The sequence below is a fragment of the Paraniabella ginsengisoli genome, from assembly GCF_022513635.1.
GTDB classification, from domain to species: domain Bacteria; phylum Bacteroidota; class Bacteroidia; order Chitinophagales; family Chitinophagaceae; genus Niabella; species Niabella ginsengisoli.
Genome location: NZ_JAKWBL010000001.1, coordinates 2017439 through 2033525, shown reverse-complemented (window position 1 = coordinate 2033525; position 16087 = coordinate 2017439). Strand labels below are relative to the sequence as shown.

Below are 16087 nucleotides of genomic sequence, written 5' to 3'. Positions count from 1 at the left end.
ATTGTATGAGCTAACCGGTGAGAAAAAGTATCTGGATGCGGCACAGGATGGTGCGCGGCATTATACATTATTTACGTGGATGGTGCCACGGATTCCGGATAGTCTTATTACGGTAAATAAAGGCGGAAAAGCTCCTATGTATTGGTACCTCAAATCAAAAGGACACGAACCCATGTATTACCCTGAAGAAAAAGTGCCGGCATGGCGCTTATCAGAAACAGGCCTTACACCGGAATCGTCTGGAACTTCAACAGGGCATCGGGCGATATTTATGGCGAACTATGCACCCTGGATGTTGAGAGTCGGTTTTCACGCAAAAGATAGTTTTTTAACCCAGGTAGCAAAAGCAGCGATAGTAGGTAGATACACCAATTTTCCGGGGTACCACATCAACACGGAAAGAACAACGGCGTACGAAAAAACAGATTATCCTTTGCGGGATCACAAGAAGCTAAGTGTTAACTCCTTTCACTATAATCACATTTTGCCAATGGCCTCTTTACTCGTCGACTATCTTGTGTCTGACGCCTATGCAAGAAGTAAGGGTAATATAGATTTTCCCAACGAGTATATTGAAGGATACGCCTATCTGCAAAATAAATTCTATGGAACTAGTAAAGGTGTCTTTTACGGTAGGAAGCAGCTGCAGCTATGGATGCCTTCACGTTTATTAAAAATTGACAATGTGGAGTTGAATTATATCGCAGCCAGGGCTGGTGATACACTCTATCTGGCGTTTATGAATCAATCTGCGATGAACGTTACTTCAAAGGTGACGCTAAATCCTAATTGGATAACATCCTCGCCTAGCGCAACCATTACAACGATAAGCGAAAACGGGCATTCAAAGAAGTTAACAGATAGTACTTTTTTATACAGGTAGCGCCCGACGGTATTACTTCTATTGCGATTACACCCGTAAACATTAAGTCTTCATTTCAAAAAGACATCCTAAGCTTTCAAAAAGATCATAGCAAAGATTACGTGGAAATTCCTGAAGGCAAGGCAAAAGCATTTCTTTTTAAGCTTGGGAGTTTGGGCCGTCGGTTATTTGTGTACCTGGAAGATGATGATAATACTTGGAGCAAAGCGGCATTAGTGTATAAAGATAAAAACGGTAAGAAAAAGATCTTGCAAAAGACAACTTATCCCTTTGAATTCACAGTAGATGCAAATATTAAGAATGCCGTTAATTTTTCACTTGAGCTTACAGGAATTGATGGTAAAATAACAAAGAGTAAAACGTATCAATTAGGAAAATAGGGATCGTTATTTCCACAGTCAATTATTATCTCATACCGAGTCTTGCAATTCATAAGAATGTGCCGGTAGTTTTAAATAACCAATAGTCTGTCATGCAGTAAAAGATTCATACAATATTAAAATAACTTTCAACACATCATAAACAGATATAATGATATATGACGAAGCTCTCGAAAAAAGAGCGTTAAGAACAGAAGTAATAAGAGCTGATTTTGCCATTGTTGGCGGCGGTATGTCGGGTGTATGTGCGGCGATTACGGCTGCCCGGCAAGGATTAAAGATCGTGCTGGTACAAGACAGGCCCGTACTTGGCGGTAATGCATCCAGCGAAGTGAGATTGTGGATATTAGGCGCTACCTCACACATGGGCAATAATAACCGCTGGGCGAGGGAAGGAGGGGTGATAGACGAAATACTGGTAGAAAATACGTATCATAATCCGGAAGGGAATCCTGTGATATTAGATATGATATTACTCGACAAAGTAGTAAAAGAATCAAACATCACATTGCTCCTTAATACGGCTGTATACGAAGTCGTTAATACAACAGGCGATAAAATAGAAAGTGCAAAGGCTTTCTGCAGCCAGAATTCAACAGAGTACCTGATAAGTGCGCCTTTATTTTGTGATGCATCGGGTGATGGTATTTTAGGTTTCTTGTCCGGTGCAGCTTTCAGAATGGGTGCCGAAAGTAGTGAAGAGTTTAATGAGCCTATGGCACCGGATTTGAGCTATGGGGAATTGTTAGGGCACTCTTTGTACTTCTATACTAAGGATACAGGTAAGCCTGTGAATTTTTCCGCTCCGTCTTTTGCTAAAAATGTACAAAAGGAAGTGCCTAGGTATAAAAGTTTCAATGCTAAAGAGCATGGATGTAAATTGTGGTGGGTAGAATACGGGGGCAGATTGGATACCGTTCACGATACAGAAAAAATTAAATGGGAATTATGGAAGGTTATTTATGGTGTATGGGATTATATCAAAAATTCAGGTAATTTTCCTGAGGCTGAAACCTATACCCTTGAATGGGTTGGAATGATTCCCGGAAAGCGCGAGAGCCGCAGGTTTGAGGGAGATTATATCCTTTCGCAATCTGATCTTATTGAACAAAAAGCTCACAAAGATGCAGTAGCTTACGGGGGATGGTCGATCGATTTACATCCGGCGGACGGTGTGTTTAGTGATCGGTCGCCGTGTAATCAATGGCATAGCAAAGGCGTGTTTCAGATTCCTTACAGGTGTTTATATAGCCGCAACATAAAGAACCTGTTTTTAGCCGGGAGAATTATTAGCGTCAGCCATGTAGCTTTTGGAGCAACCCGCGTAATGGCTACCTGCGGCTATTCTGCACAGGTGGTTGCTATTGCTGCTGCACTTTGTTATAAGTATCATCAACTCCCTGCCGGGTTAAACAACGATGGCTACATGCCCGCATTGCAAAAACAATTAATGCGAACCGGACAGTTCATTCCTGGGTTCCATTTAATGGATACGGAAGATCTGGTACAAAAATGTGACCTGAAGGCCAGTTCATGTTTACACTTCCGCGGATTTGACAAGAATGGATACATCTTAAAAACATTGGGCGTGTCGGCTGCTCAAATGTTACCGGTGCTTCCCGGAAAAATGCCTGTTTCTAAATTACTGGTACATGCATTTGAAAAAACAATTTTAGCCGTTGAATTAAGGAGCAGCAGTCATTACGGATCGTTTACTCCGGATGTTTTGCTGCGAACTCTAGAGATCAGCGTAGACCCGGGCGCACATTATATCGATGTGGATTTTGATGTAGAAATACAAAAAGAACAATATGTTTTTATTTGTTTTTTGGCCAACGAGCAACTTCAGTTGGCATACTCCTTCCAACGTATAACAGGTATGTTGTCTGTGTTTAATGGTACCAATAAGGCGGTCTCCAATAACGGAAAGCAATTAGCTCCCGAAGGTTCGGCAGTTGACAGCTTTGAGTTTTGGTGCCCCCAAAGGCGGCGGAAGGACATAACCTGGCTCTACAGTTGGATACGATTATTCCTTTCGGAGTAGAAAATATCAGGAATGGCGTTGATAGACCTACCATAAAGCCCAACGCATGGGTAGCAGATATTTCGGATAAAAAACCTGTTATAGAACTAGGTTGGGATCAGCCCCAGTATGTTCGAGAAATCAACCTTGTATTTGATACAGATACAGATCATCCAATGGAGTCAGTGTTAATGACGCATCCTGAAACCGTAATGCCGTTTTGCGTTAGAAATTATTATATCGAAGACGACCAGGGGCGGATCGTTTATCAAAAGAAAGATAATTTTCAAACCATCAATAAAATAGTTTTTGATGAACCTGTTGTTACACAGAAACTCCACCTAATAATGGAGCATCCTTCCGCTCAAATTGCAGCTTCAATTTTTTCTATACGGTGCTACTCATAAATCTATTTAATAATGACCGATACAATAGTAATTATAGTCTTTTCTGTTTTTATACTTCTGGTAGGAATCAGCTTTTCTAAAACCGGTAGAAATTTGAAATCATTTTTTGCAGGCGGTGAATCTGTTCCCTGGTTTATAGGTGGACTTTCTTTATTCATGAGTTTCTTTTCTGCGGGTACTTTTGTTGCTTGGGGTGCAATAGCCTATCAACATGGATGGGTAGCGGTCACTATCCAGTGGACTATGTGTATAGGAGCCCTGATTACGGGTCTCTACCTGGCTCCTAAATGGAAAGCGACTGGAAATTTAACAGCTGCCGAGTTTATCAAAGCGAGACTGGGTAGTAAAGTACAGAAAATCTATATCTACATTTTCACTATTGTATCAGTATTTATTAAGGGCTCAGTGTTGTATTCTGTCTCAAAGCTTGTATCAGCCTCTCTGGACTATCCGCTAGTACCCGTAACAATTATACTTGGTATTCTAATGATATCTTATACTGCAGTAGGAGGACTCTGGGCCGTAATGGTCACCGACATATTGCAGTTTGTAGTGCTTACTGCTGCAGTGCTAATTATTCTACCGCTGGTATTTAATGAGGTTGGAGGAGTAAGCAACTTTCTGGCTAAAGCTCCTGACGAATTTTTCAATCTTACTAACGGAGAATATACTTGGGGTTTTATATTTGCGTTTGCAATTTATCATATATTTTATATAGGTGGTAATTGGACCTTTGTACAACGTTATACCAGTGTAGATACGCCAAAGCACGCCTCCAAAGTAGCCTACCTATTTGCAGGATTGTATATTTTAAGCCCCGTATTGTGGATGCTGCCACCCATGACTTACCAGCTGATCAATCCCGGATTGGCAGGTGTAGATGCGGAAAATGCATACATTATGGTATGCAAGCAGGTATTGCCTGCCGGTTTACTTGGATTAATGTTGACGGGAATGTATTTTTCTACCTCGGCATCTGCAAATACAGCACTTAATGTTGTGTCCGCTGTATTTACCAATGATATATACAAAGGTTCTATTAATCCCGGGGCTAATGATAAGAAGTTGATGTTTGTAGCTCGGGCTTCCTCCTGGTTCTTTGGTGTGTTTATGATTCTAATAGCACTGGGAGTTCCGTATATAGGAGGTATTGTTGAATTTACTTTAAGTGTGGGTGCTATAACAGGAGGTCCACTGCTATTGCCTCCTATATGGTCATTATTCTCAAAAAGATTATCAGGTAAAGCTACCATAAACATTACTTTGATTTCTCTTTCCATAAATATGTTATTTAAAATGATTATTCCGTTTATAAACGGCTATAAATTATCTAGGGCAAATGAGATGTTGTTAGGAGTATTATTGCCCTTGGTAATGCTGGTGATTTTTGAACTATTAGTTCGAAAGAAAAGAAGTACCAGTATCGATTATGAAAATTACTGTAAGTATAAATCAGAAAAGAAAGCGGCTGCTGTGCAAATAGATGAACAGGAACAACTGGCAATAGAAAAGCAGAATGTATTTGGTTTGAAGATGATTAGTTTTTCTTTGGCGTTTATATCTGTACTTCTACTTATTCTTTCATTTATTACATCCAAAGGAGGTAATCTGGCTATGGCAATTGCCATTTTAATAATGTTAAGTGCTATTATACCATGGAAAGCATCTAAAAGAAAATCTTATAGTTGATTGAGTTACTAAGATTCCCTTTAAGGTACGTCGAACAATTGGCAATATGCCCTTAACACATTAATGGTGACAATTTTGTCGCCATTTTTTGGTGATAGGCAAATGTTAAAATAAGTAAATTCAAGTTTCTAAACTCATTAGGGGAATAACCCAAGCGGCTTTGAAGAGAAATGTCAAGGATATTTTAACCCCAACTCATACAGGTAGGTTACCAATGGACAGAGAGGTACAACCATTATTAATGATTTATTAATATTTTTGAGAAGTACTTCCTTAATACATTTGCCTTCCGAAAACAATAACACAGCCGTGAAAGCGACGTCCGTATTTTCTGACATAGAACCTGAGCTGTTGATTCAACTGCAGCGAGACAGCAGGAAGGCCTTCGAGAAGTTGTATGCACATTACTTCAATCCGGTTTACAGGAATGCATACAAGCTACTCAGGGATGCAGATGGTGCTGCTGATATTGTACAGGAAACATTCCTGAGACTTTGGGAAAACCGCAGTAAGATCAATGCTACCGTACCTTTAGGCGGCTGGCTTTTTGTAGTAAGCTATAATAAAGCTGTCAACGAACTCAAGAAAAAGCTCAGACAATCTAAGCTCAACAATGTTACAGCATCAGAGATTTTTTTCGAACGATCTGATGCGGGTTACCAAACGCAATCTGAACTCTTGGAAGAAGCTATCGCTCATCTATCTCCGCAGAAGAAGAATGTTTTTGTACTCTGTAAGATATACGGCAACACCTACGATGAAGCGGCTGAAAAGCTCAATATCTCCAAATACACGGTTAAAGAATACTTAAGCGCCGCGGTTAGTACGGTCAAGCGATACGTAGATCAGCACGCCACCACTGCATACTGCGCTATTTTGCTGTCACAGCTTATTTAGTGCAGATAAAAAAATGATAACCTACCCCCCGATCGAAAGGTACTATTGTATTTAAGTAAACGTGGTAAATGAATAACAATCCAGCAGCGGATCAGAAACTGAAAGTGCTTCTTGCGCAGGGGCACTGGACGGATCAGGAAAAGCAATGGATGTTATCTTACCTGGAAAAAACGGAAGCCCTTGAGCTCAAGGCGATACTGCAAGCCGAGTTCGACAACCCTGCAGCCCCCACCACCGATGCTGATCCGTCGGCGATCCTGGCGGCTATCAATAAACGGATCGATAGCAGCAAGCAAGCTGGGGTTCAACGGATGGTAAGGTATAGATGGGTGGGCGTGGCCGCCGCTATTCTGCTGATGATCACCGGAGGTTATAGCATTTTCTATAATAAAGAACAACGGCAAACAGCCTATACCAACACGAAGGCAGCAGAAGCCGCGGTTGACAAAGATCCAGGCACAGAACAGGCAGTACTCACTTTAGGCGATGGTTCCCGCATTACGCTGAACGCAGATGAGCGACGGGTACTGGCCATGCAGGACGGACAGACCATAGCCAGTGATAAAGGTGTTGTTGCGTACGATGGCCAACCAGCCGGGTCTGTCGTTCACAACGTGATTACCACTTCCAGGGGCAACCAGTTCAGCGTAAAACTTTCAGATGGTACAAGGGTTTGGCTAAATGCCGCGTCTTCCATCAGGTATCCGACTGTATTTTCCTCATCAGAGCGTGTAGTAGAAATAACCGGAGAAGTTTATTTCGAAGTAGCCCAAGACAAGAGTCATCCTTTTATCGTAAAGATTCATTCGGGAGGCAAAGTTGCAGGGGAAGTGAAAGTGCTGGGAACACAGTTTAATATCAATGCTTATGATGATGAGCATACCGTTAAAACTACGCTGGCAGAAGGAAAGGTACAGGTAAGCAATGCCAGCTCAACACTAGCGCTTCTTCCATCCGAACAGGCCGTGCTCACTAAACCCACTTCAGGCTTAAAAAGCAGAAAAGTTAATATAGAAAAAGAATTGGCCTGGCACAGCGGTATGTTTGAATTTGAGGACGATGATGTAGCAACCATCATGCGGCAAATAGCACGTTGGTATGATGTTGACATCAGCTTCAACGGTGCTGTACCGCGGCAGCGCTTTAGTGGTTCTATTCGCAGGCAGGCCACCCTAAACCAGGTTTTTCAGATATTGAAGTTTTCAGGGATTTCCTGTTCTTACAATGGCAGGTTCGTGACTGTTTCTTCAAAATAAGATCAACTGTTTCTGTCAGCAAAAGGTTTCATTCAAAATTAAATACTCTTTCATTTTATCGTTCACCGGCAGCGCAGGATGCGTTTGCCATAAAATTAAACAACTATGAGACTGGCTGCTTTTATTATAGCCATCCTGCTGTTCAAGGTCTGTGCCGCCGGCAATGCGCAGGTAATAACTCTGAACGTCAAAAATGCGTCCATGGAGCGGTGCTTCCGGGAAATACGCAAACAAACAGGTTATACTTTTTTCTACGAACGAACATTAATAGCAGGCGAAAAGCCTGTTACTGTCAACCTCAATCAGGTTGGGCTTTCACAAGCACTTGATCGCATTTTCAATGGCCGTACATTAAGTCACACGATTGTTGACAAGACGATTGTGGTCAAAGAAAATCAGCCGGTCGCCCGCACAATACCCGCCCCACGACAGGAGATGGTAAAAGATCCTGTTCTTATTAAAGGGCGTGTAACCGATAGCGAGGGTCAGGGGATCGAGGGCGTCACCGTTCAGGTTAAAAACGATGTGCATGCTTCCGTTACCGGTCCCGATGGCACGTTTGCCATCACCGTACCCGATGTGCAAACGGCGGTATTAATTTTCAGTCATATCAATATGCAGCCCGAAGAGCTAGCCGTTAAGGGGCAAACCAATGTGAGCATCAGTCTTAAATCTAAAATTGTAGAGCAGCAGGAAGTAGTCATTGTTGGATACGGTACCCAAAAGAAGTCCAATGTAACCGGGGCCGTGAGCACTGTGAAAGTAGAAGAGTTGCTGGGCAACAGGCCAGTTGCTACTACAGGTGCGCTGCTCCAGGGCGCTGCTGCGGGCCTCCAGGTAAATATCGGTTCAGGTGAGCCGGGCGCGCCTGCCAGTTTTAACATACGCGGTGCCACTGATATCCAGGCCGGATCCAATACCATACGCACAACCGGCCCTTTTATTATTGTAGATAATATGCCGTTCAACGGGCCGTTAAACCTGCTCGATCCAAATGATATTGAAACCGTTACCGTACTTAAGGATGCCGGATCTGCCGCTATATACGGTGCCAGGTCGGCATTTGGGGTAGTATTGGTTACTACCAAAAAAGGTGCGAAAAATCAAAAAGTGCGTTTCGATTACAGCAACAACCTCACGATGGTGCAGGCCACCAACCTGCCTCGTAAGGCCAGCGTACTCGAAACAGTGCAGTCTTATAAAGACATGGGTGCCATCGTGTACAGAACGGGTAATGATGTAGACACCTGGTTAAACCTGATCAATGAATACAACCAGGATCCTTCCCGCTATCCCGATGGTTATACCATTGTAGAAGATGTGCGCTATCCGTTGAGAGGTTACGACGCGATGAAAAACCTGCTAGGCAGTAATCCATTGCAGTTCATGCATAACCTGTCCGTATCCGGCGGGTCTGAAAAAACCACTTACCGCTTTTCATTAGGAACGGTAAAGGAAAACGGCGTGCTGGCACCAGACAGCAAGCAGGATATGTATCGGCGGTACAACTTTAAGTCCTCCGTAACTACGGAAGTAAAAAAATGGTTAACGATACAGGCAGATGCGGCCTACTACAATTCCCTGAAGTCCTATCCCATTTCTGATGGCCTGAACACCGCCATTAATTTTGCTCCCTATGTGCCTATGGAAGATTCGCTCGAGATAGGTGGCGTCAATTATTTAAGTGAAAGTCCGAAAAACGTAGTGACTATGCGGGCGCCCAGCGTAGATAAAACGGATGACATCAGGCTGACGGGAAGAATCATTCTGAGGCCGGTAACAGATCTTACACTAACGGCTGAATACACGCACGATAACTTACAGGTTCGAAATACTTTTTACCAGAAGATCACCACCGCGCCGATCCGCGCCAGTACGAAGTTGTTACAAGAGGAGAGGGGCTGTTTAGAAAGGTAAATGAAACAACTGATTATAACGCTTTCAACTTGTTTGCTAACTACGATAAAAAAATCAAAAGGCATGAACTCTCTTTAATGGGCGGCCTCAATATAGAAGAAAGCTTATATGAGCAGGAGCGCATGGAGCGCGATGGAGTGATCAGCGCAGATTATCCTTCTATTTCGCAGGCAACTGGTGTGCCAGTGGCGCTTGATAATTATTCTGATTATGCAGTACTCGGTGTTTTTGGCCGCGCTAATTATAGCTTTTCAGGTAAGTATCTTTTAGGTCTTACGGGGAGGTATGATGCTTCGTCTAGGTTCCCCGAAGGGCATCGCTCGGGACTCTTTCCCTCGGTATCTGCCGGCTGGGTATTAACGCGTGAGAAATTTTTATCCAGGCTGCCGGTTTGGATGAACGAAATAAAGCTGCGCGCTTCTTATGGTGCCGTAGGCAACCAGGCCATTCCTGAATATGCTTTCTATCCCGCTATGGATGCGGTATATGCGGACTGGCTGGTAGGTGGCGCACAGGTTACCACCCTAACACCTCCTGGCCTGGTGAGCAGCAATTTTACATGGGCCACCGTACAAACACTCGATTTTGGAATAGACCTGGGTCTGTTTAAAAACCGTTTAACAGCCAGCGTAGATTGGTACCAGCGCGATACAAAAGACATGCTATATGAAGGCGTACAATTACCGGCTATCCTGGGTACAGGCGCACCTTTACAAAATGTGGCCGCCCTACAAACAAAAGGTTTTGAAGTAGAACTAAGCTGGCGTGATAAGATAGGGGCTTTAGGTTACCGCGTAGGTGTGAATCTGTTCGATTCCCGCGGGCGGATCAAATCCATTAAAAACGAAGCAGGTTTATTGTCTCAATATTACGTAGACCAGGAGCTGGGCGAGATCTGGGGTTTTACCACCGATCGCCTTTATACTGTGGATGATTTTGTAGAGGGCAGCCTGAGTGATAATCTTACCGGTGGACAATTGAAAGAAGGCATACCACGCAGGGAAGGTCAGTTGCCTAACCCAGGCGATATACTTTTTATGGACTATGATGGTAACGGCATTGTTAACGCAGGTAATAATACACTTTCCGATCCGGGTGATCGCCGTGTTATTGGAAACAGTACACCCAGGTACCGCTACAACGTCAATGCCGGCTTCAACTTTAAAGGATTCGATCTTTCCTTTGTGATCAACGGAGTTGTTAAAGCGCAGCAGTGGCGTGCCAACCAGCTTACTTTTCCCAATTTATACAATTTCGGCGCCCTCTATTCCGATCAGCTCAATTACTGGATGCCTGGAAATGAAACGGCCTTCCACGCAAGGATCTACGATCAAAGCGCCGGCAATCAATCTTTCAACCAGTCCGTTCAAACACGGTACCTGCAAAACGGAGCTTTTCTTAGGATGAAGAATGTTACACTGGCTTACAGCCTGCCCGACGCGCTGATCCGCAAAATTGCACTGGAACGGGTTCAGACATTTATCAGTATAGAGAATGCCTTCACCTTAGATCGCCTGCCTTCAGGATTAGATCCTGAGATTAACAGAAGTGGTGACCAAGGCTTTGGTTACCCGTTTTTGCGGCTTTATTCTATTGGCTTTAACGTATCATTTTAAGAAAAATTCAACATCATGAAAATAGTTAAGATCTACTGCACGCTCGTTATGCTCATTGGCATTTGCAGTTGCTCCAAAGATTTTTTAAACAAACTTCCAAAAGACAAGTTGATTCCCGAAACAGCTTTTGTCGATTATAATAACTTCAAAACCTACGGCTGGTCGCTGTATGAGCAGTTTGGCGGATATGGGGGAGCCATTCCCAATGCGATGCAATCGGATCTTATTTCCGATAACATGAATGAAACGAGGCCAGGCAACATGAGCCCCTATGCGTATCAAACGAAAATCATTCCTGCAAGTGGCAACAATACCGTTACGCAGGTAGTAGCGCAATGGAATTTTGCTTATATCCGGAAGGGTAATATTATGCTTGATCATATTGAAACCTCCAAATTGGCTGAGCCCGATAAACTTCACTGGCGCGCGGTTGGTTATTTTTTCCGGGCGTTGCGTTATTACGACCTCATAGCTTCCTTCGGTGATGTTCCCTGGGTCGGCCGCACTTTATCAGATACGGCTGCTATTCTCTTTCAGCCCCGCACACCACGCGACGAGGTTGCTCGTCATGTATTAGACGATCTGCTGTATGCAGAGCAGCATATTAAGGCCGATGGCGATGGTGCTAACACCATTAATAAAAATGTTGTACGTGCCCTCATATCAAGGTTTGGCCTTTTTGAAGGCACTTGGCGCAAGTATCATAGCTTGTCTGGTGCTGCCACCTACCTGGAAGCAGCAAAGCTCGCCAGCGAAAAGCTGATGGCTTCATTCCCCGCGCTCATACCGGTATACGACGATGTATTCAATTCTGAAGATCTCTCGGGCAAGCCAGGCATCATCCTTTTTAAACAATATGCGCCCAATCTAATTACGCATTCCAATCCCCGCTTTGTTGGCAGTACCTCCTGGTATTATGATCTCACCAAAGATGCCGTGGAGAGCTATCTGTGTACAGACGGAAACCGATCGCCACAAGTGCCGTTTATGCAGGCGATGCCAATATGTTTGCTGAATTCAGGAACCGGGACAGGCGATTGTATTTCACCGTAGCTCCGCCATACAAAGTAGCGATAGTTCGCCAGCCAGAATGGAGAAATACGGGTGTGGCGGCAGATGCCGAATATATCGAGCTTATGAAAACAATTGGGGGAACGAATAAGCAACTTCCCATGCAGCAGTGGAGCAAGACCTGGACTACCGGCAGTACAATTAGCCAGTCTCCGCATTTCCGCCTGTTTAATGGAGGCCAGGCACAAATGATCACTGAACTGGGATATTTATGTTGGAAGTATTACAACAGGCTTCCTTTGGATAATGGGAATAATTCTTCTAACGATGCGCCAATTTTCCGCATAGAAGAAGTATTACTCAACTATGCCGAGTTGATGTTTGAGCTTGGACAATTTAACCAGGGCGTAGCTGATATAACGATCAATAAACTAAGGGCCCGTGCAAATATGCCCGCATTGCAAGTGGCCGAGGTGGGTGGCGGCTTCGACACAAAACGGGATGCCGATGTACAACCGCTGTTGTGGGAGATCAGGCGTGAGCGCAGGGTTGAGCTGATGGCTGAAGGGTTCCGTTTTAACGACCTGAAGCGATGGAAAAAGGGCACTTACCTGAATAAACAACCACTAGGCGTATCCGTAAGAAACGCTGACTACGGAAACCGTTTAAAAATCTACGGTGGTGGTGCGCAGGGTTATGTACAATATTTTGACCAACCTGCGGGGTGGCTAGACAAGTACTACCTAGAACCATTACCTACTCAGGATCTGGCATTGAATAAACAACTGGAACAAAATCCGGACTATAAATAAGTGACGATTCTTACCAGGTGCAACGGTATCTTACAACGGCAAGTCCGCTGCATCATTCGTTCATTTATTAAATATAAATCCACAACCATGTTTTCAAAGATGATAAACCTTTTTTACCTGGTACTGGTAGTATGCTCCTATCAGAAGAAGCTGGTGGAACCTGAGCTGCTGCCGATAAATGCAGCAGCAACCGCAAGATCTTACCAGACTCAGGATCTGTCGGAGGGTAGATTAAAGGTAATGACCTGGAATATTGCCAAAGGAGTAGGTAACGCCAATGGCGCGCCGGATGATGAGCCTTCCGACTACAACCTGGACAATACCATTTATATTATCAGGCATTCCGGCGCGGACATTGTAGGGCTGGGAGAAGTAGCTTTTGAGTGGGATGCTCTAACGCAGTTTCATAACCAACCCGCCTGCTCAGGGATGGGTTAGCTGATCTCTATCCTTACTCCGCTTTTCATGTAACTAAAAATCGACCCAAAGCGTCAGGCCGATTCGGGCAGATGATCTTCAGCAAATACCCCATCGATACCGTGGGTACTATCTATTCCGCATGGGATGGCGTGAATCCGCAAGGCCTGCTGAACGCAAAGGTGACGGTACAAGGAAAAACCTTTCACTTCTTTTTAACCCATTTCGCCAAACGTCCCGACAGCACTTCGGTTCAGCGCAATCAGATATTGGAGATGCTGGCAAAAGCGGATGCGGTCGGCGGCCCTAAAGTACTTGTGGGGGATCTGAACCTATGGCCCAGCGATCAGAATCATAGCTTAGTCACGAGTAAATTCCACGATCCGTTAGGAAAAGCACTGACGCCGTTCACTTATAAAGCCAATCGTTACGGAAACCCGCGCAATGCTCGCATCGATTTTATTATGGGTAACGAACAGGCGGTAGTAACCAATCTTGATACGATACATACGTACGCCTCTGATCACTACCCGGTCATAGCAAATGTAGCACTCGACTTTTCTACGTTTTCTATGATGCATTATACCATTAATCACGGTGCAAATGCTGCCGGAGCATACAACCTTTCTGCTATAGAAAATGAGATCCGTAATTCAGGTGCCGATATTATCAGCTTAAACCAGGTAGACATTAATTTCAGCAGCAGAAGTGATTATGATGACCAGATCGATTTGCTGGCAACACGCCTGGGTATGAAACGTAGCTTTCATGCCACCCTTGACAAGGAGCCGGATGCAGGGTCTAACGGTAAGAGGCGTAAATTTGGACAGGCCTTCTTAAGTAAATTTCCTATTGAAAGTATCGACGATGGTACCCAGCTAAGATGGATCTATACCGCCGGGGCTACCACGTCTACACCACAGGGCTTGTTCGGTGCTGTCATCAACATTAATGGAGCCAGAACCCGGTTTTACGTAACGTCTCTCAGTACCGATTCGATCTCACGCCTGCAGCAGGCCTATGAGGCCAAAGAGAGAATAGCGGCAGATCCTTTACCGGTGAAGATGTTATCGGGCAACCTGAGTGATATACCCGGCAGCATACCTCTTAATATTTTGCAGCCTGTTTTCAGCGATGCGTTCGCGGGTATGGGTAGCCTCGCCTTTAATTATCCGTCGGGTACACCGGCAAAAACAATTAATTACATTTTATATTCGGGGATGCTGCAAATGCAGCAGGCATCAGTTAGAACGTCACAAGCGTCCACCCACCGGCCGATTGTGACAACTATAAAGCTGCAGTAATCAATAGTAACATAAACTGGTTTTAATGTTAAATATATATAGGATATGTTTCCTTTACTTGTTGTGCTACCTGGGTTTGCAGACCACAGCCTCTGCAAAAGTATCTCTGCCTGATGTGCTAAATGATCATATGGTACTGCAAAGAAATGACTGTGTACTACTTTGGGGCCATAGTACCGGTAAGGAGGTTAATATCCTTACGGGATGGGATGGTAAGCATTATAAAGTCAAGCCGGATAACTCCGGAAACTGGAGCGTAAGAGTGCCAACAACAAAAGAAGGCGGACCTTACGAAATTAAATTTTTTGATGTTGATACCACTACTTTAAATGATATCCTTTTAGGAGAAGTATGGCTGCTTTCAGGGCAATCTAATATGGCGATGCCATTGAAAGGTCTCAAGAATCAGCCGGTATCCGGTTCGGCGGAAGCTTTACTGCATGCAGATAATAAGCAGCTTCGGTTTTTTACTGTTGCCCGTGCAGTTGCGTCATCACCTGCTTCCGGCGTTTCCGGGAAATGGCAGCAATCCGGTGCCGCTACGGCGCAGGATTTTAGTGCGGTCGGTTTTTTTATGGTGCAATACTGCAAAAAATGTTGCAGCTTCCGGTAGGCATTATAGTAGCAGCCGTGGGAGGAACACCGGTAAGGGCATGGATGAGTCAACAAAGCCTTGCAACAATTCCGGGTATTAAGCTGCCTGCCGTATCAACGAGCCCGAAAGATCCGGCAGTGCTTTATAACGGCATGATCCATCCCCTTGCCAACGTAAAGATCAGGGGGCGCTGTGGTACCAGGGTGAGTATGACCGTTTCGAGCCACAGCTATACCGGCAACAGCTCGAAGCCCTGGTTGCTGCGTGGCGGAAGTTGTGGAAAGATGATTTTCCGTTTTATTTTGTACAGATCGCGCCCTACAATTATCCCGATGTAGATAGTGTTGCCAGTGCCCGCGTAAGGGAGGCGCAATTACAGGCGCCGGCAGTATTTCAAATAGTGCTATGATTGTAACCATGGATATCGGCTCGGCGGCTACTGTACATCCGCCGGAGAAAAGACTTGTGGCGGAGCGATTGATGCAAGCAGCACTTGCCAATACCTACGGATGTAATGCCTTGCCCTGGCGTTCGCCAGAATACCTGAAGCATACCATTAAAACAGGTGCAGTGTTGCTGGAGTTTTCTATACAGGACAAGGCCTTTATTTCGATGGCGATCCTTCTGCCAACTTTGAAATTGCAGGGGCGGATAGGATTTTTTATCCGGCAATAGCCACCATCAGGAATAATAGCATTGAAGTTTTTGCTGAAAAGGTGCAAAACCCGGTTGCCGTACGGTACGCTTATAAAAACTATGCGAGGGGCAACCTGTTTAATGCCTGGGGTCTGCCAGCTTCTTCTTTCAGGACAGATAACTGGTGATTTTTTGTGGTGATAAATAGTCAACAGCATGGACTGCACGAAGTCATTGATATGTC

16 protein-coding genes are annotated in these 16087 nt (G+C 44.5%); all 16 read left to right on the top strand.

The genetic code is table 11. From position 1 onward, the window contains the following. Nucleotide 1 precedes the first annotated feature (1 nt). Nucleotides 2-883, top strand: coding sequence for a hypothetical protein (locus tag MKP09_RS10970; RefSeq protein ID WP_240828907.1), 882 nt, complete (start codon nt 2-4; stop codon nt 881-883). 101 nt (nt 884-984) lie between these two features. Then, nucleotides 985-1263, top strand: coding sequence for a hypothetical protein (locus MKP09_RS10965; protein ID WP_240828898.1), 279 nt, complete (start codon nt 985-987; stop codon nt 1261-1263). A gap of 151 nt (nt 1264-1414) precedes the next feature. Further along, the gene (locus MKP09_RS10960) at nt 1415-3307 is read left to right on the top strand and encodes an FAD-dependent oxidoreductase (protein ID WP_240828888.1); all 1893 of its coding nucleotides are present in this window, start codon (nt 1415-1417) and stop codon (nt 3305-3307) included. Beyond that, on the top strand, nt 3280-3693 hold the full coding sequence (locus MKP09_RS10955) for a hypothetical protein (RefSeq protein WP_240828878.1): 414 nt from the start codon (nt 3280-3282) through the stop codon (nt 3691-3693). Before MKP09_RS10960 ends, MKP09_RS10955 begins: the two co-directional genes overlap by 28 nt. A 12-nt stretch (nt 3694-3705) precedes the next feature. Beyond that, a complete protein-coding gene (locus MKP09_RS10950; RefSeq protein WP_240828876.1) occupies nt 3706-5382 on the top strand; it encodes a sodium:solute symporter family protein in 1677 nt (558 codons plus the stop codon). A 309-nt stretch (nt 5383-5691) separates the two neighbouring features. Further along, complete coding sequence (locus MKP09_RS10945) at nt 5692-6279, top strand: RNA polymerase sigma factor (protein ID WP_240828852.1); 588 nt, start codon at nt 5692-5694, stop codon at nt 6277-6279. A gap of 68 nt (nt 6280-6347) precedes the next feature. After that, complete coding sequence (locus MKP09_RS10940) at nt 6348-7535, top strand: FecR family protein (RefSeq protein WP_240828842.1); 1188 nt, start codon at nt 6348-6350, stop codon at nt 7533-7535. A 201-nt stretch (nt 7536-7736) separates the two neighbouring features. After that, nucleotides 7737-9452 carry a SusC/RagA family TonB-linked outer membrane protein gene (locus MKP09_RS10935; protein WP_240828832.1) on the top strand — a complete coding sequence of 572 codons (1716 nt, stop codon included), beginning with the start codon at nt 7737-7739 and terminating at the stop codon, nt 9450-9452. Beyond that, complete coding sequence (locus MKP09_RS10930; protein WP_240829465.1) at nt 9437-11068, top strand: SusC/RagA family TonB-linked outer membrane protein; 1632 nt, start codon at nt 9437-9439, stop codon at nt 11066-11068. Before MKP09_RS10935 ends, MKP09_RS10930 begins: the two co-directional genes overlap by 16 nt. Nucleotides 11069-11083: 15 nt before the next feature. Then, nucleotides 11084-12121, top strand: coding sequence for a RagB/SusD family nutrient uptake outer membrane protein (locus MKP09_RS10925; RefSeq protein ID WP_240828830.1), 1038 nt, complete (start codon nt 11084-11086; stop codon nt 12119-12121). After that, on the top strand, nt 12073-12891 hold the full coding sequence (locus MKP09_RS10920) for a RagB/SusD family nutrient uptake outer membrane protein (protein ID WP_240828818.1): 819 nt from the start codon (nt 12073-12075) through the stop codon (nt 12889-12891). Before MKP09_RS10925 ends, MKP09_RS10920 begins: the two co-directional genes overlap by 49 nt. A gap of 87 nt (nt 12892-12978) precedes the next feature. After that, nucleotides 12979-13329, top strand: a complete 351-nt coding sequence (locus MKP09_RS10915) for an endonuclease/exonuclease/phosphatase family protein (RefSeq protein WP_240828816.1) — start codon at nt 12979-12981, stop codon at nt 13327-13329. Continuing rightward, nucleotides 13311-14612, top strand: a complete 1302-nt coding sequence (locus MKP09_RS10910; RefSeq protein ID WP_394801055.1) for an endonuclease/exonuclease/phosphatase family protein — start codon at nt 13311-13313, stop codon at nt 14610-14612. The genes MKP09_RS10915 and MKP09_RS10910 overlap by 19 nt, the downstream gene beginning before the upstream one ends. Nucleotides 14613-14727: 115 nt before the next feature. Next, on the top strand, nt 14728-15225 hold the full coding sequence (locus tag MKP09_RS10905; protein ID WP_240828803.1) for a hypothetical protein: 498 nt from the start codon (nt 14728-14730) through the stop codon (nt 15223-15225). A gap of 172 nt (nt 15226-15397) precedes the next feature. After that, a complete protein-coding gene (locus MKP09_RS28065; RefSeq protein ID WP_394801054.1) occupies nt 15398-15616 on the top strand; it encodes a sialate O-acetylesterase in 219 nt (72 codons plus the stop codon). Beyond that, nucleotides 15613-15882, top strand: a complete 270-nt coding sequence (locus tag MKP09_RS10895) for a hypothetical protein (protein WP_240828782.1) — start codon at nt 15613-15615, stop codon at nt 15880-15882. The genes MKP09_RS28065 and MKP09_RS10895 overlap by 4 nt, the downstream gene beginning before the upstream one ends. The last annotated feature ends 205 nt before the right edge of the window (nt 15883-16087 follow it).

Coding starts and splice junctions, on each gene's coding strand:
- MKP09_RS10935 (WP_240828832.1), top strand. CDS start 7,737: ATGGAGCGGTGCTTCCGGGAAATACGCAAACAAACAGGTTATACTTTT.
- MKP09_RS10915 (WP_240828816.1), top strand. CDS start 12,979: ATGTTTTCAAAGATGATAAACCTTTTTTACCTGGTACTGGTAGTATGC.
- MKP09_RS10960 (WP_240828888.1), top strand. CDS start 1,415: ATGATATATGACGAAGCTCTCGAAAAAAGAGCGTTAAGAACAGAAGTA.
- MKP09_RS10950 (WP_240828876.1), top strand. CDS start 3,706: ATGACCGATACAATAGTAATTATAGTCTTTTCTGTTTTTATACTTCTG.
- MKP09_RS10920 (WP_240828818.1), top strand. CDS start 12,073: ATGTTTGCTGAATTCAGGAACCGGGACAGGCGATTGTATTTCACCGTA.
- MKP09_RS10925 (WP_240828830.1), top strand. CDS start 11,084: ATGAAAATAGTTAAGATCTACTGCACGCTCGTTATGCTCATTGGCATT.
- MKP09_RS10940 (WP_240828842.1), top strand. CDS start 6,348: ATGAATAACAATCCAGCAGCGGATCAGAAACTGAAAGTGCTTCTTGCG.
- MKP09_RS10895 (WP_240828782.1), top strand. CDS start 15,613: ATGATTGTAACCATGGATATCGGCTCGGCGGCTACTGTACATCCGCCG.